Source organism: Flavobacterium sp., from assembly GCF_043722275.1.
In the GTDB taxonomy this organism is placed as follows: domain Bacteria; phylum Bacteroidota; class Bacteroidia; order Flavobacteriales; family Flavobacteriaceae; genus Flavobacterium.
This window is the reverse complement of the sequence record NZ_JAYSPC010000013.1, coordinates 45985-66254: the sequence shown is the minus strand read 5'-3', so window position 1 is coordinate 66254 and position 20270 is coordinate 45985. Positions and strand designations below refer to the sequence as shown.

Sequence of the window (20270 nt, the reverse complement as noted above, 5' to 3'; positions counted from 1 at the left end):
TTAAAATTACTCATTAAAAACACTTTGTAAAATAGAATTATGAGAAAACTAATTTATATCACATTCATATTTTTTTCGCTTCATAACAATGCTTTTAGTCAGGACTTAAAGCCAGAGTATCAAAAGTTTATTAAAAGTTTTATTGACAATGTAAAAAACGGAAAAAGAGAGGCTGTTGCAGGGATTATTAAATATCCTCTTGAAAGAGAGTATCCAATTCCGACAATTAAAAACAAAGCCGAATTTATCAAAAGATACGATCAGATTTTTGATGCAACGCTAAAGAATAAAATAATAAAATCGAATCCTGCAAAAGATTGGTCTGAAATGGGTTGGCGCGGAATAATGCTGAATCAGGGAGATATTTGGATTGATACTGACGGGAGATTAGTCGCTATAAATTATCAATCTCAGTTTGAAATGAATTTAATAGATAAATTAATTGCGGAGGAAAAAGGGAAATTAAATCCTGTTTTAGCTAATTTTAAAGAACCTGTCACCATTTTAGAAACTTCGAAATTCAAAATTAGAATTGATGATCTTGGAAATGATAATTACAGATATGCTTCATGGTCTCTTAAACAATCCATGAGTGAAAAGCCTGATCTTATTATAACTAACGGAAAATTTATACAAGATGGAACCGGCGGAAATCATAGTTATGAATTCAAAAAAGGAAATTATATTTATACTTGTGATATTATAGTTTTGGGCGAAAAAGATTCGCCTCCGGCAAGATTAATTATTACTCAAAACGGAAAAGAAATTCTCAATCAGGACGCTGAAATTGTTCCACGTTAAACAAAAAAAAATCCTATTCGAAAGAATAGGATTTTTTGTTTATTCAGATTTAACTTTGTCCAGTTTCTTCTGTTGTTCTATTTTTTTGAGTTTAAGTTTTTGAATTTCAAGATCTTTCTCTTTGAGTTTAATTTGTTGTTTTTGCAAGTCTTCCGGAGAAATAGAACTTGAATTTATTTTTGATCCAAGTTTTTGATTATCAGTTTCTAACCTATCAATTTTTTTGTTTGTAGCATCAAGATCATTCTGTGAATTTTTAAGATCGCGTTGATGTTTATCTACTTTCTTTTGTTCTTTTTTTAATTGAGATTGATCATCTTCCAGTTTTCTACGATAATCATCTGTTGATTTTTGAGCTTCCTTGTCGGCTTTTTTCTGTAATATTTGTTGAGAAGTTTCGCTTGTTGCTGATTGTTGAGCGAAAAACGAATTTGAATTCAGAATAAGTAATAAGGCAAAAAATAATTTTAGTGTGTTCTTCATCGTGTTTTGTTCTTTAAAATTGAGAAACAAAAATAGATTTGAAGGAGAATAAGAAAGACATGTTAAAGTCTTTTTAAAGATAAAATAAGGCATAAAAAACCTATTCAATTGAATAGGTTTTTATTAATACTTAGCGCATTATTATAATTTTTCGATCAGAATCCAGGCATCTGGATTTTCACCTTTTTGTATTTCTTTTTGAGCAAGTTCGGCTTCACGCATTGTAGCATAACTTCCGTATAAAACAGGAAATAAACCATGTTTGTTTTCGTTAAGCATTCTTGCCTTATAACCATCTTTAATTAATTGATTATAAGCTTTTCGTGCATTTTGTTCACTTCTAAAAGCTCCAGCCATAATATGATACGGCATGACTTTTTCTTCAACAGTTTCTACTTTTGCAGAATCAACTGAAAGTGTTACAGCCGGCAATGGGTTTTGGATCAAAAATGTAGCTTCTTGTATTTTGTTTTGTACTTTTTTCTGTACTTCACTTTCTACAATAAGCGTTTTTGTTGCAATTTGATTTTGGTACAAAGGATATCCAATACTTCCTGTAATTCCCAATCCAAGAACAAAAATTGCTGCATATTTTAAGAATGAATTAGATGATCTTCCATCTTCTTCAAATAGTGCAATAGGTGCTTTTTCCTCAATATTTTGGATTTTTTTCTCAAAAAGTTCTTTTTTCACAAGAGGCGAAACAAAAGGACTTAATCCGTAAGAACTAGTCAGGAAATTTGTTTGGTCGTTTGGTGTAAAGATTATATTTTGCTCAGAATTGTAACGTATTTCTCCAATATTCTTAAGACTTATAACGCCATTTTCTTCTAATGTTTTTTTCCAGCTTAAAACTTCAAAAGCAATAGAACTTACAGCAAAACCGTAAGATGTTTTTTCTGCATTTGCAATATGATTTGCTAATAATCCGTCATTATTTTTCAAATGGCTGTTAAAAGAAATCATTTTTTTGGGTGGAAAAAACGAATTAGTGCTTTCATTTAGCTGAGCCGATTGAATTTCGGTTAAAAATGCTCCAAATCCTGGAACCGTTACACACTGATAACGATACAATAATTGTGCTATGTAAGTTTCGATTTTCATAGTAACAAAGTTAGGCAAGGAATATAGTTATCAAAATTTTATTCACAATTTTTATTAACAATCCGAATAAATTTACAGACTGTTTATATTCAATTAGTTACAAATATATTCCTTTTTAGTTAAATTGAACCAACATATTTATTAATATTTTTTTAAGAAGAATTTACTTCTAATTTATATCTTTACCAATCTTAATTCTGCTTAAGATCTATTTTTTTTAACTTATTTTCCACGCCATTTAATTTTATTTACATTCATGTCAGATCAAGATTTATTTTATTTATTAGCCTTATTAAAAGTGGATGGAGTAGGAGATATAATGGCAAAAAAGCTCCTGACGCATTGCGGAAATGCTGAAGCAATTTTCAAAACAAAAATGAATCAAATCGCTGCAATTGATGGAGTTGGAAGTGTTTTATTAAGGAATTTTAAAGATAAATCTATTTTCGAAAAAGCTAATAATGAACTTGAATTTATTAAAGCCAATAATATAAATGTATCCTTTTTTCAGGACGAAAATTACCCCGAACGATTGAAACATTGTATAGATTCCCCAGTCCTGATTTTTTCTATCGGAAATATAAATTTAAAAAGCAAAAAAATAATAAGTATTGTGGGAACACGTCAGATTACATCTTACGGGATGGAATTTTGCAAAAAACTTATAGAAGATTTAGCGCCGCTTGATCCTGTAATAGTTAGTGGTTTTGCTTACGGAGTTGATATTGTGGCACATCAATTAGCGGTGGATTATAATCTTCAAACCATCGGAGTTTTAGCGCATGGTTTAAACCAAATTTATCCAAAAACGCACAAAAAATATGTTGCCAAAATGGAGGAAAACGGTGGGTTTATTACTGAATTTTGGAGCACATCTAATCCGGATAAGGAAAATTTTGTACGCCGAAATCGTATCGTTGCCGGCATGACCGAAGCTACAATTGTCATAGAATCTGCTGAAAAAGGAGGTTCATTGATTACTGCAAATCTTGCAAATGATTATAACAGGGATGTTTTTGCCGTTCCAGGCAGAGTTACGGATAAATACAGTCAGGGTTGTAACAATTTGATTAAAACGCAAAAAGCAAATGTCTTGACCAGCGCTGCGGATTTAGTTTATATTCTGAATTGGGATATCGAAAATAAAGTAAAACCCATTCAGAAACTGTTGTTTGTTGAATTGGATACGGAAGAACAAAAAGTGTATGATTTTCTTTTAAAAAATGGCAAAGAATTACTGGATACTATTGCGCTCAAATGTGATTTTCCTATTTATAAAATCTCTGGATTGTTATTGAATATGGAACTTAAAGGTTTAATAAGACCTTTGCCTGGGAAATTATTTGAGGCGATTTAAATTCAAATTTAAACCCGACAGGTTTTAAAAACCTGTCGGGTTTGAAATGTTATTTTCCGAAGCCAAGTACTTCGCGAACTTTTGCTAAAACACCGTCAGCAACAACTGAAGCTTTTGCTGCGCCTTTTTTCAATAAAGCGTCAACTTCTTCAAGGTTATTTATGTAGTAATTGTATTTTTCTCTTTCGGTTTTAAATTTTTCGGTAATCAATTCAAACAAAGCTTGTTTCGCATGACCATAACCGTAGTTTCCACCTAAATAATTGGCTCTCATTTCGGCGATTTGGATCTCGGTTCCTAACAATGAATAGATTGCAAAAGCATTACAAGTATCCGGATTTTTAGGATCTTCAAGTGGTGTACTATCTGTTTCAATGCTCATTACCTGCTTACGAAGCGTTTTATCGTCAAGGAAAATATTGATGATATTATTCGCAGATTTACTCATTTTTCCGCCGTTTGTTCCGGGAATCAACTTACTGTCTTCTTGAATTTTAGCTTCAGGAATTACAAAAGTTTCGCCCATTTGGTGGTTAAATCGAGAAGCGACATCACGTGTAATTTCTACATGCTGCAATTGATCTTTTCCAACAGGAACAAATTCAGCATCATACAATAAAATATCTGCCGCCATTAACATCGGATAAGTAAAAAGACCGGCGTTAACATCATCTAAACGATCTGCTTTATCTTTGAAAGAATGCGCTAAAGTCAAACGTTGGAACGGAAAAAAGCAACTTAAATACCACGTTAATTCAGCAGTTTGAGTCACATCAGATTGTCTGTAAAAAGTAACTTTATCAGGATTTAAACCACAAGCAAGCCAAGCCGCTGCGGTGCTATATGTATTTTCTCTTAATGTTTTACCATCTTTAATTTGTGTAATCGAATGTAAATCAGCGATAAACAAAAATGATTCATTTACAGGATTATTTGATAATTCGATCGCGGGAATAATTGCTCCCAATAAATTGCCTAAGTGTGGCGTTCCAGTACTCTGAACACCAGTAAGTATTTTTGCCATTCCAGTTTTTTTCTTAATTGCAAATTTCGTTTTTTTACCGCAAAGTGCACAAAGTTTTTTGCGCAAAGTTTATGAAGGTTATTTTGAAACGAAAAAAGGTAGAAAGTTTTTCTTTGCAATGGTATTATTTACCGCAGAGTTCACAAAGTTTTTTGCAAAGTTTGCTAAGTTTTTTAAGAAGTTTTTGAAGTTCACTAAGCTTAATTTTATAAATTATTAACAACTCTTCTAATCCCATTCTTTAAAAGAACTTCATTGAAGTTTATAAGTAAGCCAAGTTTGTAATTTCCAAGTTTTAAATAGGTTAATGTTTGCGCTAACTGTTTTACAGTAAGTGATTCTACACTTTTTATTTCGATAATGAATTTATTTTCCACGAGCAGATCAATCCGATAACCACAATCTAAGTGCACTTCTTCAAAAATCAGCGGCATAGCTTTTTCTTTTTCTACAAGAAATCCACGTTGTTTGATTTTATAAAATAAGCACTCTTGATATGCATTTTCTAATAAACCAGGTCCTAGAACTTTATGAATTTCAATTGCCAGTCCAATTACTATATTTGATATTTCGTTTTCTGTCATAAATTTAAAATGATCAAATTTAATAATTATTTTCTTATAATAAATATTATTTAGTAATATAGTTTTCAAAACTTTATCTATCCATACAACTTTGTGAACTTATGCCTGCAATTATACATTTAAATATTTTCTTCTTGCCTTTGCGAAAAAACTTTGTGTTCTCTGCAGTAAAAAACATTTCATAATTTTGAACAATAAATTATTTTGTAAAATTCACTTCTGTTTTCTTACATTTGAAACCATGAAAGGATTAAAGATTATTTTTTGGGTTTTATGGCGAATTTGGTTTTATATTTTAATGGCCATTCCGATATTGATTATGCTGCCGTTTTTACTGGTTTCTATTATATCGGAAAGCGGATATCCCTATTTCTTTAAAATGGCCCGCATTTGGGCTAAATTTATCCTTTTCGGGATGGGTTTCTATTATAAAGTAGAACGCGAACAAAAGCTAATCAAAAATACCAGCTACATGATCGTGGCAAATCATACGTCAATGACAGATATTATGCTGATGCTGGCCGTGGTTCGCAATCCTTTTGTTTTTGTTGGAAAAAAAGAACTCTCTAAGATTCCGTTGTTCGGATTTTTTTACAAAAGAACTTGTATTTTAGTCGACAGAAATTCTTCAAGAAGTAAAAATGAAGTTTTTAAGATGGCGCAAGACAGATTACATCAAGGACTTAGTATTTGTATTTTTCCTGAAGGCGGAGTTCCGGATGATGAAACAATTTTGCTGGATGAGTTTAAAGATGGTGCCTTTCGTTTAGCGATCGATCATCAAATTCCAATTGTTCCAATAGTTTTTGCAGATAATAAAGAACGATTTTCATATACTTTTTTAAGCGGAAGTCCCGGTAAAATGCGAATTAAGATCCTGCCTTTTATAGAAACAAAAGGATTAACAATTGAAAATAGAAAATCTCTTCGTGATGAAGTAAGACAATTGATTTATAAAGGATTACTTGAATTTAAAAAGAAGAAGAATCAAAATTTATAAAATTAGAAAACCCGACAACTCATTAAAGTTGTCGGGTTTTCTTTTGAATTAAATTCCCCAGTTTATATTCAAATAATACTATCGATGTATGATTTTTTCTGAAATAAAACGTAATACTTTTTTAAATCTCAATTTGGTTTTTCTACGGTTTTTACTGTACAACACTTCTATCTTCTCTTTCATGGTTAAAAATATTTATGGTTGATAATAAAGAGTTTATATTAAAACTCAAGTTAATGTCATAATAGTATAGAGAGTAAAAAATGAAAAAGGTTGCGTGGATAGTAAAAAATTCTTTTGAATAAAGAATAAAAAACCCGTTAGCACCAAAAAACTAACGGATTTTTATCGAACAAACAACCAAATTTATTCTAAAAAAAACCTTCGAAATGCCGTATTAATATACCATCAAATCTCATGTCTTCTTAGTAGATGGTGATATATTAGAATGGTTGCGTCATTTTTATAATTATTTTTAAATAAAAAAACCCGACAAATATTAATATCTGTCGGGTTTGAAATAAATCAGTAGTAAGTTACTGGCTGTTATTGTTTTAATAGTTTTCCAATTGTTTTATTTTTTAATAAATGTATTGTTTGAAGTACCTTTTTCTGTAAATAATATTAATAATCCGAAACTATCTAAAAATACTATTATTAAAATAGATAATTTTTTTAAAATCGAATAGCTATCATAGTTTGAAAAAATTATCATAAGGATACTATTATCAAATGAAAGGCTTAATGAAGCCATTAATAGAATAGCAAAGCAGAGATACTTTTGATTTTGATTAAATTTAATATCACTTTTTGAATCTTTATAATAATTATACATAGTTTGATTATTATTTTTTATTGCGTGCTCTAGTAGTTCATGGTAAGTATGGTATTCTGTAGGTGTATCATATTCCTCATTATTGGGTAAAATTTTAGATAAAAAGAATCTAAGAAGTATTATTGCTTTGAAAATAACTACAGAGGTAAGGATAAATATAATTTGAGATATAAAAATAATTAATAAGTCACTAATATTTATTTTTATGAAAATATCATTTATTGATTTATTTAAAAATAAATTTCCAACTATATCTGCTGTTAATAACCAGCTTGTTAATATTGATAACCAATAAAAAAGCTTATTGAAATCATCAAAAAATTTGTGAATATTATTCATTAGTTTTATTTAATATTAATTAGTAATTTGAATTGAAATAAAAAACCCGACAGATTTTAAAATCGGTCGGGTTTGAAATAAATCAGCAAGTAAGTTACTGAATGTTATTGTTTTAAGCGTTTGCCAATTCCTTGATATGCGCTTTAATTTTAACTTCTAATTCATCAGCTAATTCCGGATTATCTTTAATTAGCGATTTTACGGCATCACGACCTTGTCCTAATTTTGTATCTCCGTAGCTAAACCAAGATCCTGCTTTTTTAACGATCTCAAATTCAACCGCTAGATCAAGAATTTCTCCTGTTTTAGAAACTCCTTCTCCGTACATAATGTCGAATTCGGCAGTTTTAAACGGCGGAGCCACTTTGTTTTTCACTACTTTAACTTTAGTTCTGTTTCCAATAACATTGTCACCGTCTTTAATTTGAGAAGAACGACGAATATCTAAACGAACAGAAGCGTAAAATTTCAAGGCGTTACCACCGGTTGTAGTTTCAGGATTCCCGAACATTACACCAATTTTCTCTCTCAACTGGTTGATGAAGAAAACAGTACAATTTGTTTTACTAATAGTTCCGGTTAATTTTCTTAACGCCTGAGACATCAAACGTGCGTGAAGACCCATTTTAGAATCTCCCATTTCACCTTCGATTTCACTTTTTGGAGTCAATGCAGCAACAGAGTCAATTACAACGATATCAATTGCACCTGAACGAATTAAATTCTCAGCAATTTCTAAAGCTTGTTCCCCATTATCTGGTTGAGAGATGATCAGGTTTTCGATATCTACGCCTAATTTTTCAGCATAATTTCTATCAAAAGCATGTTCAGCATCTATAAATGCAGCAATTCCACCAGCTTTTTGAGCCTCGGCAATTGCATGTAATGTTAATGTCGTTTTACCAGAAGATTCCGGACCGTATATTTCGATAATTCTTCCTCTTGGATATCCATTTACTCCAAGGGCTAAATCTATACCAAGAGAACCTGAAGAAATAGTTTCAACTTCTACAATGGCTTTGTCGCCCATTTTCATTACAGTTCCTTTTCCGTAAGTCTTATCTAGTTTGTCAAGCGTAAGTTGGAGCGCTTTTAATTTGGCTTCTTTTTCTGAACTCATCTCTTTTTTTTCTTTTACTTCTTTTACTTTTTCTTTCATCTAAATTTTTATAATTCTTTCATTTTCAAAAACAAATCCGAAAATTTAAATAACTTCCTGACTTAGATTTCTATGGGCTTATATTTTTTTGTAAAATTAGTTCTTTTTTTTGGAGTTTGATTGTCTCAAATTGTTACAAATTGTCACAAATTGTACTACAAAAATAAAGCCTTTAATTCTGTTGCTTCGGATGGTTTTATTTTACCTGCAAGCAATAAACTCAATTGTTTACGACGAAGTGCAGCTTCAAAACGTTGTATTTCAAGGTCTGTTTCCGGAGCAATTGGCGGAACTTCAACAGGTCTTCCGCTATCATCTACTGCAACAAAAGTATAAATGGCTTCGTTGGCTTTGGTTCTGCTTCCGGATTCACGGTCTTCTACCCAAACATCAATAAAAACTTCCATAGAACTTTTAAAAGATCTAGAAACCTTTGCTTCTATTGTTACTACAGCTCCAAGGGGAATGGCTCTGTTAAAAGCAACGTGATTTACAGATGCCGTAACCACAATTCGGCGTGAATGTCTGCGAGCCGCAATACTTGCCGCGCGATCCATTCTGGCTAATAATTCGCCACCAAAAAGGTTATTTAAAGGATTTGTTTCGCTCGGTAAAACTAAATCGGTTAAAATAGTTAGTGATTCTGAAGGATGTTTTGGATTCATTTTTTTAATATAAAATTTTGTTTTGCTGTCCGCTTAAAGCGAACTATTTTTTTTGCCACAGATTTCATAGATTAAAATGATTTTTCAGTTATTCTACTTTTTAATCGGTAAGAATCTGTGAAATCTGTGGCTTTTTTTTTAAATTTAATTCAGCCAGTAAACCGCCATTACAGCAGGGATGAAATAAATGACAATGGTTCTTGCGCCATCATAATCTTTTGCTAATCGTTGTCCGAAAAGCATCATTAACAAAGAAATGCATGAAAATATTGCGCCGTAAAAACCAAATTCACGTCCGCTATTTGTTAACAATTGTATGGCACCAACTACACATAAAATCCCGGAAATTAATTCCAAAATTAAAAGATGAAATAAGGCAAGAGGAACTTGATTTTTTAATGGTGTTTGAGCAAAATGTCCTTTAAGCCAATCGACATTATCTTGCCAATAAAATATTTTTTCATATCCTGATTGTAAGAACGTTAAGGCTAAAAATGCTAATAATAAAATGGAAGCAACATTATTCATTTGAAAATTATTTTTTATGAATTAAACGAGTCAGTTTTATAGATAAATCGGTTAGGATTATTTTTGCATTTCCGTTTCTTTCAATGTGATACATCGCATCTGAAAGTTCTTTGAAAATTTCGTGAATATTATTTCCGTTTACGAAAGGAGCAAAATTTTCCAGTTTGAATTTATCGACTTTCGGTTCAATATAAACCAAAGTTGGAGTCTGATAATTGAGCAAAAGTGCCTGACGAAACATTTCGATACAAAACTGAATAAATTTTTTCTGGCTTTCGCGACCCAAACCTGCAATTTCTTCACTCCAGGAAATTAAATCCTGAATTGCGGCTGCATTTCCTTTTGCCCTGAAAGCGGCACGAACCCAATTGACGAACCATTGTTCAAAGGGATATTCAGAATCATCATCTTTTAAAAGATGTAAAGCTTTACTGAAATTTCCCTGTGCCTGATGCGCAATTTTATAAGCTGCTTTTTCGTCGATATTTTCTTTTGAAATTAAAGCTTCGGCAATCACCTTTTCCGGTAATCCATTAAAGTGAATTACCTGACAACGAGAACGTATGGTTTGAATAATATCTTCTTCATTTTCAGAAATCAGAATAAAAATTGTTTTATCGGATGGTTCTTCCAGCAGTTTTAATAATTTATTTGAAGCGGCGATATTCATTTTATCGGCCATCCAGATAATCATAATTTTGTAACCTCCTTCGTACGATTTCAGCGAAAGCGATTTTAAAACTTCTATTGCATCTTCAACCCTAATTTCTCCTTGTTTGTTTTGAACGCCCAGAATTTTGTACCAGTCAAATAAACCTCCATAAGGCATTTCGTGTATAAATGTGCGCCAATCCTGAATAAAATCTAAGCTTTTGGGTTTAGTTTTTACGTCTTCGGTTGTAACCGTGGGATAAATAAAATGTAAATCGGGATGAGAAAGGTTTTGAAACTTCAAATTGCAGGAATCGTTTCCGTTTGAGTTTTCGTTTCCTGTATTGTTACACAAAATATATTGCGCGTAAGCAATTGCCGTTGATAATGTACCGCTTCCTTCTGGCCCAATGAATAATTGTGCGTGCGGAATTCGTCCGGAAGCTGCACTTTTTATCAAGTGGCTTTTGATGTAATCTTGACCTAAAATTTGAGAAAATTGCATGAAGCAAAGATAGAAGAAAATGATGTAGTCAAAAATTTTCAACTAAAAGTTTATCACTTACATTTTATTTTGTGTTGTTATATGATTTTTTTTTATAACTTTTTGAAGTTTGTTAACCAACTTTTGTTAATAACGAGCATAAATCGAGCAGATATCAATAGTTTTTTGTTAATAGTTTTTTCGTTAAACCGATAAACGTAAGGTTTTTTTTGTTATTAATTTAAAGGAATTGATTTTTTTTATGGCGAATATCTTACGGTTTAAATTTTAACAAATTTAACAAAAACCTCGTTAAAACGCAGATTTTCTCGACATAGGACGACTTTTTAGGGTTTCTTTAAGCTTTTTTTTTGAAAAAAGAAATCAATAAAGTTGCAATTTAAGTTAATTTATATATTTTTGTTTTCATCAAGAACCATTTATAAAAAGAATCTATGAAAGGGAAAATTATTTTATTAAGCGCAGTTTTTTTCATGACAACCGGAGCTATTTCGGCTCAGGCAAAAAAATGCTCCAAGAAGTATTATTAGCACAACGGCTCTTATTCGTAAATACCATGATCAAAAAGAATTGAGTGGTATGCAGAAAGGGGAACTTTTGGAATTATACATTGAGCGTATTAAAGTTTTGGTTAAAACCCTTCCTTACATTGCTTTGGTTACTAAACCAGGTGTTACAATGGCAGACTTAGGTATTCCGGACGATGGTGAACACAAAAAAGTATTAGATGCTCAGGCTGTTGGTACAACTACGTTTTTAGATACTACAGTTGAGTTTCAAAGAAAGATGATGCCATATTCTGACAAAGGAAATTTAATTGCTGCAATTTTATTTTACGAAAACACATTGAAATCTTTACATGAGTTCAACGAATTGAACGAAATGTAATAAAGTATAATTTTTTTAAAACCTTTTTTGAAGTGTTTACGTAAATGAGTTAAATTTTTTACGCCATGTTTGAGAAAGATATAAAAAACAACTCGTTCTCGATGTGTTCTGATTTTTATCAGAAAAGTCGAGATGAGTTTTTTCATTTACGCATACGATTACGCATACCCAAATTTATTATTAACCGTAATACCCCCCTTATCATGAAAAAAATTACTCAAATGATCTGCGTTCTTTTGACAGTTACTGCTATGAGTGCTCAACAAGAAAAAGGAATTATGGGCTACAACAATTGGTTGAACAACTGGACCGAATTTAAGCCTCACAAAGTAGAATATGGAGAAGCAAACCAAATTTTAGCAGGAAACATTTCTGTTAATACTAAATTGCTGAAAAGGAATATTTATGTTTTGCAAGGGAACGTTTATGTTACTAACAATGCTGTTTTAACAATTGAACCAGGAACTTTAATTATTGGTGATTTTGAAACTAAAGGAACATTGGTAGTTACAAAAGGTGCTCAACTTGTTGCAGACGGATTAGAAACTGACCCAATTGTATTTACATCAAACCGCAGCCAGAAAAAAGCTGGTGACTGGGGAGGAATTGTAATGCTTGGTGATGCGCCAATCAATAAATTTGGAAATGTAGGTTCTTATAACTTAGATCTTGACCCAACTCTTACTACCTACGGTGGAGACAATGCGGCTTCAAACTCTGGAGTTTTAAGATATGTAAGAATCGAATTTGCAGGAAAAAAAGTAAAAGGACTTGATACTTTCAACGGTTTAACTTTAGCTGGTGTTGGTAACAAAACAGTTCTTGAAAACATTATGGTTAGCTACGCTGGTGGAGATTCATTTGGATTTTTAGGTGGTGATATCAATGCTACAAAATTTGTTTCTTACAAATCAATCAACGACGATTATAAATTCACTCAAGGAGTTCAATGTCGTTTTTATAACTCTTTAGCTGTTAGATCTTCATACTTTTCAAGTACTAAAGACGGTTCTCGTTGTATGGAAGTAAAATCTTACGAAAAGAAAAGCGAAACTGATTTTACTAAAAAACAGACTTTCGTAGTTGCAACTAATATTACTATGCTTAATGACAGTGAAAACATCAAAGCAGATATTCAGGCTGGTTTAGTAAAAGAAGCTGTTTATGTAGCTGAAAATGCTTCTCTTGAAATGAAAAGAAGTGTAATCTCCGGATTTAATCCTGCGGTATTACTAGACAGCAAAACAGAAATCAATGATGCTAATCTTAAGAAAATCAAAATTGAAGAAATGTATTTAAACCTATGTAATGGAAACATCTTTACAGAATACAATTCTAACAATGAAGATTTAGAAAGCTGGTACGGAAACCCTGTGTTTTTCAATGTTATGTCACAAAGTGATAACAAAGAAACATTCATTGACATCTACAATGCTAAAAAACCTGATTTCAGACTTCAATTAGGAAAAATCACAGCTTCAAGCGGAAACAGATAAATAGATTTAGATTTTTATTTCAAAGCGTAAATTTTATTAATAAAGTCCCCAGACACAATTTATGTATTCGTCTTAAACCGGACCAAATAAAGATCAAAACATAATGGCTCAATCTAGAAAAAGATATTTTTTAAATATAATATTTTTGGTTTCACCTATTACGTTAAGTCTGTTTGCACAAAGTTCAGTAGAGAAGCCTACGGTTTCTATTGAATCTAGCTGTGTAATGGCTGCGTCTAATAACCAAGAAAATAGTTCAGCTGATAAAGTTATCGGCAAATTAGATACTAATTCTAATCAGTTTATAGTAGGGCTATCCAACCCCAAGGATAGCCTTGTTATGGCGACTGAAATGAATAATGATCAGACTTTAAATTGTGATGAAAACATATCAGTAACAGCTTTTCATTCTGTTCTTGCAAAAGACATTATAGAAAACTATAAGTATGATTTTTCAGAAACATTTATAGATATTTTGTTTTTTGAGAATATAGATTTGGCCAGAAAACGCACTATATGATTCGAAAAATTACTCTATCTTTAACTAATTGCTTTCTTTTTTTGAGTGTCTTTTTCGTTGTAAATTCAAAAATGCAAGCGCAAACTATTGTACCACAAACACTTGATGGTCTGGAAAAGTTATGCGCGGGTAATAATTTCAACGAATTTTACGCCACATTTAGTTATATAGATTTTCCTGCGGGAACTACCTTCGTGATTGAACTTTCAGACAGTCAGGGTAATTTTACATCTCCTATAGCTACTACTAAACTTTTAGCTACAGATGTTTCTGCTACTTCACAAACTATAAAATTTGCTGTACCAACTACATTAGTTGGTGCAGACACTTATAGTTTTAGGGTTAAAAGTTCTCTTGCAAGTGCACAACCAAGTGCGAGATTCAAAAACACGTTAGGAAACACCTCTTTCCCGGTATATTTTAAAGAATACGAAGGATCTTTTATTATTAATAATAAAAATGATACTGCATTGATATGCGCAGGCGGAAGCCTGACACTTTCTATCAATAATGATACACCAACTGATATCAGCTCATCACCAGTTAATTATTCAAAAATTAAATACAAATGGTATAAAGATGATGTTGCAATTGCAGGACAAAGTTCTAAAGAGTTAGTAATAACTACTCCTGGAAAATACTACGCAGAAATTGATTACGGTTCATGTTCAGATGTGAATTTTAGTTCTAATCGTGTTACTGTAACCACATCAGGTTCTGGAGGATCAGCAGTTACAATTACTTCAAGTTTAGGAAATCCTTATTGTGCAAGTGTTGACGGTACTGTTTTAACAGCCACCAGCGGTAATCACTATGTTTGGAAAAAAGATGGTGTTGCGTTTGCAGGTGATACGCGTACAGTTACTGCAAAAGAATCCGGAGTTTATACCGTTGCTGTTGATTTTGGAGGATGTAGCGCTACAGGAACTATCGATCTTAAAAGCAATAGTTTTAATGCCAGTATTGACGTAGCAGAGGAATTTGAACTTAATGAAGGTGAAACTATAAACGTTACTGTAACAACGGATGCTTCAATCCCAAGTTTTGAGTGGTATTTAAACAATAATCTAATTTCGACAGCAACAACAGATTCTTTTTCTGTTACAGCTATCGGAACTTATAAAGTAAAGATTTCACAGGTTTCAGGATGTTTGTCTTCAAGAGAATTTATTTTTAAAGCTACAGGAAAAGCAGGTCCTTCGTCAGTTATACCTAATATAATTAATTTAAGTGGTACAAGTCCATATTGGAATATACCAGATGAATACAAAAATGCAAGCACCAAGGTTATGATAATAAGTTCAAATGGAGATATGGTGCTCGATGTCAGCGATTATCAGGGAGATTGGCCTCAGACCGCAATAGATTTTAAAAATGTAAATCCAGTATATTACTATGTCATTCAATCCGACACAGGTGAAAAAAAAGGATCAATAACTGTGATAAGATAATATGAAGAAAATTTTACTATTCATAACTTTATTTTACGGTTTTTCAAATGCACTCTATTCACAGGAAACTCCTGAGAATGGAGTTGTTTCGTTTTCGTTACCTATCAGAAATTCTTTAAAGTTTAATAGATATTTAATTAACCCAACATTCAGTTTTGTTCGTGAAACTAATGCCTATGCAAGTTTTTATAATAAAAGACAATGGGTTCAATTTGAAGATGCACCAAACACATATTTAGCTAATTATTCAAGTCGTTTTAGAGAAAATGAAGCGTTTGCTTTTGGCTTATTCCAGCAAAATTATGGTCTTATGACCGTTTTTGGCGGAATAGGAAACTTTGCACACAACATCGTTTTAGAACAAGATAGTAATTTAACTTTTGGTATGAACGTTGGTGTTTATCAAAGTGGTTTAAACAAAGGAAAAATTATATCTGATGATCCAACTTTATTAACAGGCGATTATCCTTCGAATACATTATTGACCGTTAATCCCGGGATCAACTACGGAACAGCGTTTCTTGATTTTGGAGCTTCGGTAAACAATTTGATTCTGTATAATTTTGGCGGCGGAATCGTTAAAAAAGATCCGGAAAGAGCAATCGAACTGCATGCTATGTATACAGGATATATTGATAGTTTCGGATTTTTTGACAGAAGTAAATTCTCAGGAATCTTAAAAACTGAAGTAAAACAAGATAAAACGATAATTTCAGGTCTTGCCATGATTGCTATTCCAAAAGGAGTTTGGGCACAAGCAGGATACAATACTTTATATGGAGTTTCAGCAGGATTAGGATTAAACATTTCTCCTAGTATCGCAATCGAGTACAACTACGAAAGAGGAATGGGCAATTTCACTAATCTGGGAGGTTCACACGAATTTGCAATTGCCTATAAATTCAAAAACAGAAACTACTATTATGGTGATGACGAAGAAGGTTCATTAATAGATCCATCTAAACCAAAAGCTGTATTGGCAAAACCATCCGCAGCTACAACAGCAGCCAGAGCCGATGGTGCAGAAAAAGCTAGATTAGCCGCAGAAGCAAAAGCTGTAGCAGATGCCGAAGCAAAAGCCACAAGACTTGCCGCATCAGAAAAAGTGAAGGCTGATGCCGAAGCTGCTGCAAAAGCAAAATTAGAAGCAAGTAATAAAGCTAAAGCAGATGCTGAAGCCATTAAAATAAAATTAGCCGCCGATGCTAAAGCTAAAGCCGATGCCGCAGCCGCAGCAAGAGCGCAAACAGCAACAACAAACAGAGCAGTTGGTGCAGAACAAAGAACACAAGCGCAGTTAACTGCAGATAAAGTAAGAGCTGATGCCGAAGCACGCAGAATAAAATTAGCTGCTGATAACAAAGCAAGAGTTGATGCTGCTGCTGCTGCGAGAGCACAAGCTGCTGCGAATAAACCAAGCGCAGGAGCTACGCAAAAAACACCGGCGCAATTAGCTGCTGATAAATCAAGAGCTGATGCTGAAGCATTGAGAATTAAGTTAGCCGCAGATAAATCTAAGGCCGATGCCGAGGCTGCTGCAAAAGCAAAAGCTGCTGCAACTGTAACACCACAAAAAACAGCTGCGCAATTAGCTGCTGATAAAGCTAAAGCTGATGCTGAAGCAATGAGAAATAAGTTAGCTGCAGATAAATCTAAAGCAGATGCTGAAACTGCTGCAAAAGAAAAAGCTGCTGCAACGGTAACACCACAAACAACAGCGGCACAATTAGCTGCTGAAAAAGCTAAAGCTGATGCCGAAAATGCTGCAAAAGCAAAATTAGCAGCCGATGAAAAAGCAAAAGCCGATGCTGAAGCATTGAAGATTAAATTAGCTGCAGATGCAAAAGTAAAAGCAGACGCTGCCGAAGCAAAACGTAAAGCTGACATGAAAGCAAAAGCTGAAGCTGCAGATTTACAATCTATTTTAGCTGCTGATGCAAAAGCAAAAGCAGATTCTGATGCTTACCAGGCAAGATTAGCTGCTGAAGCTAAAGCTGCTGCTGCACTTTCTGCAAACACTAAAGCAAATGTTGATGCTGCTGCAAAAGCAAAATTAGCTGCTGCTGCAAAAGCAAAAGCTGCCGAAGATGCTGCATTAAAAGAGAAACTAGCCGCTGATGCAAAAGCGAAAGCTGACGCAGAAGCCAGAAATGCAAGAATAGCTGCAGATGCAAAAGCAAAAGTTGATGGAGAAGCTGCTGCGAAAGCGAAATTAGAAGCAGATGCAAAAGCCAAAGCTGATGCAGAAGCATTGAAAATAAAATTAGCTGCTGATGCAAAAGCGAAAGCAGACGCAGACGCAATACAAGCAAAATTAGCTGCCGATGCTAAAACAAAAGCTGATGCAGACGCGATACAAGCGAAACTAGCTGCAGATGCAAAAGCGAAAGCAGACGCAGAAGCATTACAAGCAAAATTGGCTGCAGATGCAAAAGCAAAAGCTGACGCAGATGCAATACAAGCAAAATTAGCTGCCGATGCTAAAACAAAAGCTGACGCAGATGCAATACAAGCAAAATTAGCTGCTGACACAAAAGCAAAAGCTGATGCACAAGCTTTACAAGCGAAACTAGCTGCAGATGCAATACAAGCAAAATTAGCTGCTGACACAAAAGCGAAAGCAGACGCAGATGCAATACAAGCAAAATTAGCTGCTGACACAAAAGCGAAAGCTGATGCAGACGCAATACAAGCAAAACTAGCTGCCGATGCAAAAGCTAAGGCAGATGCACAAGCATTACAAGCAAAATTAGCTGCAGATACAAAAGCAAAAGCTGATGCAGACGCAATACAAGCAAAATTAGCTGCAGATGCAAAAGCAAAAGCTGACATGGAAGCATTACAAGCTAAGTTAATTGCTGACGCAAGAGTAAAAGCAGATGCTGAAGCAACGGAAAAAGCAAAAGCTGATGCAGAAGCACAGAAATTACAAGAAGCAGAAGACGCCCGTCTGGCAAAATTAGCTGCTGATAAAACCAAAGCTGATGCAGAAGCACAGAAAGTAAAACAGGCTACTGATGCAAAAGCGAAAGCTGATGCAGATGCACTTCAGGCAAAATTAGCTGCTGATGCAAAAGCGAAAGCAGACGCTGACGCAATACAAGCGAAACTTGCAGCAGATGCAAAAGTGAAGGCTGACGCAGATGCTCAACAAGCTAAGTTAGCTGCTGACGCAAAAGCGAAAGCAGATGCAATGCAAGGAAAATTAGCTGCCGATACAAAAGCGAAGGCTGATGCACAAGCTTTACAAGCGAAACTTGCAGCAGATACAAAAGCAAAAGCTGATGCTCAAGCTTTACAAGCAAAACTAGCTGCTGATGCAAAAGCGAAAGCAGATGCAGACGCAATACAAGCAAAACTAGCTGCTGACGCAAAAGCAAAAGCTGATGCAGAAGCGCAACAAGCGAAACTTGCAGCAGATACAAAAGCAAAAGCTGATGCAGACGCTTTAAAAGCAAAATTAGCTGCCGATACAAAAGCTAAGGTTGACGCAGCTGCACTTCAGGCTAAATTAGCTGCAGATGCAAAAGTAAAAGCAGATGCTGACGCAAAACAAGCTAAACTAGATGCTGATACAAAAGCTAAGGCTGATGCAGATGCAATAAAAGCAAAACTAGCTGCTGATGCAAAAGCGAAAGTTGATGCAGCTGCACTTCAGGCGAAATTAGCTGCCGATGCAAAAGTAAAAGCAGATGCTGACGCAAAACAAGCCAAACTAGATGCTGATGCAAAAGCAAAAGCGGATATGCAAGCGGAACAAGCAAGATTATTAGCAGATCAAAAAGCGAAAGCTGATGCAGAAGCTAATGAAAAATTAAAGGCTGAAGAAGAATCAAGATTATTGAGAGTAGCTGAAGAAGCACGTGAAGCAAAATTATTAGCAGATGCAAAAGCAAAAGCTGATGCGGCTGCAGATGCTCTTGCAAAAGCGGCTTCGGCTCCAAGAGATGATACAGCGAAAGCTATTGAGGATTTAACTCAATCTATTGAGAATTCAACTAAAAATCAAAAAGATTTATTGTCTCAGTTCAATACAACAGTAGCTAATAAACAAAGAGATTTGAATGACTTGAGAGAAGAGAATGACTTAAGTGAAAAAGGAATTTATAAAGAACCAAAACCATTTAAAAGTGTTGCGGCAGAAAATAGTCAGTTAGAGGCTTTAAAATTACAACTTGCTGAAGCAAACAGAGCTCAGAAAGATGAAATCAATAAGCTGACTAATTTATATAACGAAAGACTTAAAAAATTCCCGAATAAAAATGATGCTTTGAACAAGGCTTATCTTGAAAAGATCAACCAGTTGAAAGCAGCACAATTAAAAATGGAAGAAGACAGTGCTACATTACTTTCGAATTTAGAACGTATTAAAGCAGAAACTGAAATAGAGAAAAAACGTAGAATTAAACGTGCAGCTTACGAAAATGATCAGGGAAGATATGCACAGGACGTTGCCGCTCTTAAACGTATAAAAGAGACAACAAAACCAAGTAGTACTCCATTAACTGCAAGTGATTTTGATTTTGGTGAAGACCAGTCAAATATGCAGATTATCAAGAATATTAAAAATTCTGATAGTGGTTATTATTTAATTATTGCTGTTCACAGCAGTGTTGAAAAAAGAGATCAATTCTTAACTAAAGCGGTTGCAGCAGGACGTTCAGATGTTAATTTCTTTTACAATGTAACAACAAGTAAATATTACATCTATTACGAGAAGTTTGAAGGTTTATCTGAAGCAACTAAGGCATTAGAAGCAAAAGGAAATAAACCATACAACGGGAAAATGGCTATCGTAAAAGTGGAGAATTAATAAGAATAAGATTGAGTCGGTCCTTCTTAAGAAATTAAGAAGGGCATAATAATAAATGTTATAGAAT

Annotated in this window: 16 protein-coding genes and 1 pseudogene; 8 read left to right on the top strand and 9 right to left on the bottom strand. The window is 33.6% G+C overall.

The features are described from left to right. Positions 1 to 39 precede the first annotated feature (39 nt). Entirely contained in the window at positions 40 to 801 is a 762-nt protein-coding gene (locus ACHZDT_RS01905) for a hypothetical protein (RefSeq protein WP_394772974.1), read from the top strand. Positions 802 to 840: 39 nt separating this feature from the next. Here ACHZDT_RS01905 and ACHZDT_RS01900 read toward each other — a convergent pair whose 3' ends face one another. Both ACHZDT_RS01900 and ACHZDT_RS01895 read right to left on the bottom strand, forming a co-directional pair. Beyond that, complete coding sequence (locus ACHZDT_RS01900; RefSeq protein WP_394772973.1) at positions 841 to 1284, bottom strand: hypothetical protein; 444 nt, start codon at positions 1282 to 1284, stop codon at positions 841 to 843. A gap of 141 nt (positions 1285 to 1425) precedes the next feature. Beyond that, the gene (locus ACHZDT_RS01895; RefSeq protein WP_394772972.1) at positions 1426 to 2388 is read right to left on the bottom strand and encodes an SPOR domain-containing protein; all 963 of its coding nucleotides are present in this window, start codon (positions 2386 to 2388) and stop codon (positions 1426 to 1428) included. A gap of 256 nt (positions 2389 to 2644) precedes the next feature. Here ACHZDT_RS01895 and dprA point away from each other — a divergent pair, with 256 nt between their 5' ends. Then, positions 2645 to 3745 (top strand): DNA-processing protein DprA, encoded by a 1101-nt coding sequence (dprA, locus tag ACHZDT_RS01890; protein WP_394772971.1) that lies wholly within the window; start codon positions 2645 to 2647, stop codon positions 3743 to 3745. Between the two features lie 49 nt (positions 3746 to 3794). On the opposite strand, the gene trpS is transcribed toward dprA, so the two are convergent. Together trpS and ACHZDT_RS01880 are read right to left on the bottom strand one after the other, a co-directional pair. After that, the gene (gene trpS / locus ACHZDT_RS01885; RefSeq protein ID WP_394772970.1) at positions 3795 to 4769 is read right to left on the bottom strand and encodes a tryptophan--tRNA ligase; all 975 of its coding nucleotides are present in this window, start codon (positions 4767 to 4769) and stop codon (positions 3795 to 3797) included. Positions 4770 to 4975: 206 nt separating this feature from the next. Continuing rightward, on the bottom strand, positions 4976 to 5353 hold the full coding sequence (locus tag ACHZDT_RS01880) for a GxxExxY protein (RefSeq protein WP_394772969.1): 378 nt from the start codon (positions 5351 to 5353) through the stop codon (positions 4976 to 4978). 241 nt (positions 5354 to 5594) lie between these two features. Between ACHZDT_RS01880 and ACHZDT_RS01875 the strand changes: the two genes are divergently transcribed. Beyond that, the gene (locus ACHZDT_RS01875) at positions 5595 to 6353 is read left to right on the top strand and encodes a lysophospholipid acyltransferase family protein (RefSeq protein ID WP_394772968.1); all 759 of its coding nucleotides are present in this window, start codon (positions 5595 to 5597) and stop codon (positions 6351 to 6353) included. 574 nt (positions 6354 to 6927) lie between these two features. On the opposite strand, the gene ACHZDT_RS01870 is transcribed toward ACHZDT_RS01875, so the two are convergent. The 5 genes from ACHZDT_RS01870 to ACHZDT_RS01850 all read right to left on the bottom strand — a co-directional run bounded on the left by ACHZDT_RS01870 (position 6928) and on the right by ACHZDT_RS01850 (position 11035). Next, positions 6928 to 7527, bottom strand: a complete 600-nt coding sequence (locus ACHZDT_RS01870) for a hypothetical protein (RefSeq protein ID WP_394772967.1) — start codon at positions 7525 to 7527, stop codon at positions 6928 to 6930. 112 nt (positions 7528 to 7639) lie between these two features. Beyond that, positions 7640 to 8647, bottom strand: a complete 1008-nt coding sequence (gene recA, locus ACHZDT_RS01865; RefSeq protein WP_394773037.1) for a recombinase RecA — start codon at positions 8645 to 8647, stop codon at positions 7640 to 7642. A 194-nt stretch (positions 8648 to 8841) separates the two neighbouring features. Further along, positions 8842 to 9351: an acyl-CoA thioesterase gene (locus tag ACHZDT_RS01860; RefSeq protein ID WP_394772966.1), complete on the bottom strand. Its 510-nt coding sequence runs from the start codon at positions 9349 to 9351 to the stop codon at positions 8842 to 8844. Between the two features lie 144 nt (positions 9352 to 9495). Further along, positions 9496 to 9879: a DoxX family protein gene (locus ACHZDT_RS01855; protein WP_394772965.1), complete on the bottom strand. Its 384-nt coding sequence runs from the start codon at positions 9877 to 9879 to the stop codon at positions 9496 to 9498. A 7-nt stretch (positions 9880 to 9886) separates the two neighbouring features. Beyond that, positions 9887 to 11035, bottom strand: a complete 1149-nt coding sequence (locus tag ACHZDT_RS01850; protein ID WP_394772964.1) for an ATP-binding protein — start codon at positions 11033 to 11035, stop codon at positions 9887 to 9889. A 434-nt stretch (positions 11036 to 11469) separates the two neighbouring features. On the opposite strand from ACHZDT_RS01850, the pseudogene ACHZDT_RS01845 reads away from it, so the two are divergent. The 5 genes and pseudogenes from ACHZDT_RS01845 (at position 11470) to ACHZDT_RS01825 (ending at position 20203) form a co-directional block, all read left to right on the top strand. Beyond that, positions 11470 to 11923 (top strand): annotated as a pseudogene (locus ACHZDT_RS01845) (hypothetical protein). Positions 11924 to 12126: 203 nt separating this feature from the next. Further along, positions 12127 to 13419 (top strand): hypothetical protein, encoded by a 1293-nt coding sequence (locus ACHZDT_RS01840; RefSeq protein ID WP_394772963.1) that lies wholly within the window; start codon positions 12127 to 12129, stop codon positions 13417 to 13419. Between the two features lie 103 nt (positions 13420 to 13522). Then, positions 13523 to 13939, top strand: coding sequence for a hypothetical protein (locus ACHZDT_RS01835; protein WP_394772962.1), 417 nt, complete (start codon positions 13523 to 13525; stop codon positions 13937 to 13939). A 71-nt stretch (positions 13940 to 14010) separates the two neighbouring features. Further along, the gene (gene sprC, locus ACHZDT_RS01830; RefSeq protein ID WP_394772961.1) at positions 14011 to 15390 is read left to right on the top strand and encodes a gliding motility protein SprC; all 1380 of its coding nucleotides are present in this window, start codon (positions 14011 to 14013) and stop codon (positions 15388 to 15390) included. A gap of 1 nt (position 15391) precedes the next feature. Next, on the top strand, positions 15392 to 20203 hold the full coding sequence (locus tag ACHZDT_RS01825) for a PorP/SprF family type IX secretion system membrane protein (protein ID WP_394772960.1): 4812 nt from the start codon (positions 15392 to 15394) through the stop codon (positions 20201 to 20203). Positions 20204 to 20270 lie beyond the last annotated feature (67 nt).

Coding starts and splice junctions, on each gene's coding strand:
- ACHZDT_RS01905 (WP_394772974.1), top strand. CDS start 40: ATGAGAAAACTAATTTATATCACATTCATATTTTTTTCGCTTCATAAC.
- ACHZDT_RS01900 (WP_394772973.1), bottom strand. CDS start 1,284: ATGAAGAACACACTAAAATTATTTTTTGCCTTATTACTTATTCTGAAT.
- ACHZDT_RS01895 (WP_394772972.1), bottom strand. CDS start 2,388: ATGAAAATCGAAACTTACATAGCACAATTATTGTATCGTTATCAGTGT.
- dprA (WP_394772971.1), top strand. CDS start 2,645: ATGTCAGATCAAGATTTATTTTATTTATTAGCCTTATTAAAAGTGGAT.
- trpS (WP_394772970.1), bottom strand. CDS start 4,769: ATGGCAAAAATACTTACTGGTGTTCAGAGTACTGGAACGCCACACTTA.
- ACHZDT_RS01880 (WP_394772969.1), bottom strand. CDS start 5,353: ATGACAGAAAACGAAATATCAAATATAGTAATTGGACTGGCAATTGAA.
- ACHZDT_RS01875 (WP_394772968.1), top strand. CDS start 5,595: ATGAAAGGATTAAAGATTATTTTTTGGGTTTTATGGCGAATTTGGTTT.
- ACHZDT_RS01870 (WP_394772967.1), bottom strand. CDS start 7,527: ATGAATAATATTCACAAATTTTTTGATGATTTCAATAAGCTTTTTTAT.
- recA (WP_394773037.1), bottom strand. CDS start 8,647: ATGAGTTCAGAAAAAGAAGCCAAATTAAAAGCGCTCCAACTTACGCTT.
- ACHZDT_RS01860 (WP_394772966.1), bottom strand. CDS start 9,351: ATGAATCCAAAACATCCTTCAGAATCACTAACTATTTTAACCGATTTA.
- ACHZDT_RS01855 (WP_394772965.1), bottom strand. CDS start 9,879: ATGAATAATGTTGCTTCCATTTTATTATTAGCATTTTTAGCCTTAACG.
- ACHZDT_RS01850 (WP_394772964.1), bottom strand. CDS start 11,035: ATGCAATTTTCTCAAATTTTAGGTCAAGATTACATCAAAAGCCACTTG.
- ACHZDT_RS01840 (WP_394772963.1), top strand. CDS start 12,127: ATGAAAAAAATTACTCAAATGATCTGCGTTCTTTTGACAGTTACTGCT.
- ACHZDT_RS01835 (WP_394772962.1), top strand. CDS start 13,523: ATGGCTCAATCTAGAAAAAGATATTTTTTAAATATAATATTTTTGGTT.
- sprC (WP_394772961.1), top strand. CDS start 14,011: ATGCAAGCGCAAACTATTGTACCACAAACACTTGATGGTCTGGAAAAG.
- ACHZDT_RS01825 (WP_394772960.1), top strand. CDS start 15,392: ATGAAGAAAATTTTACTATTCATAACTTTATTTTACGGTTTTTCAAAT.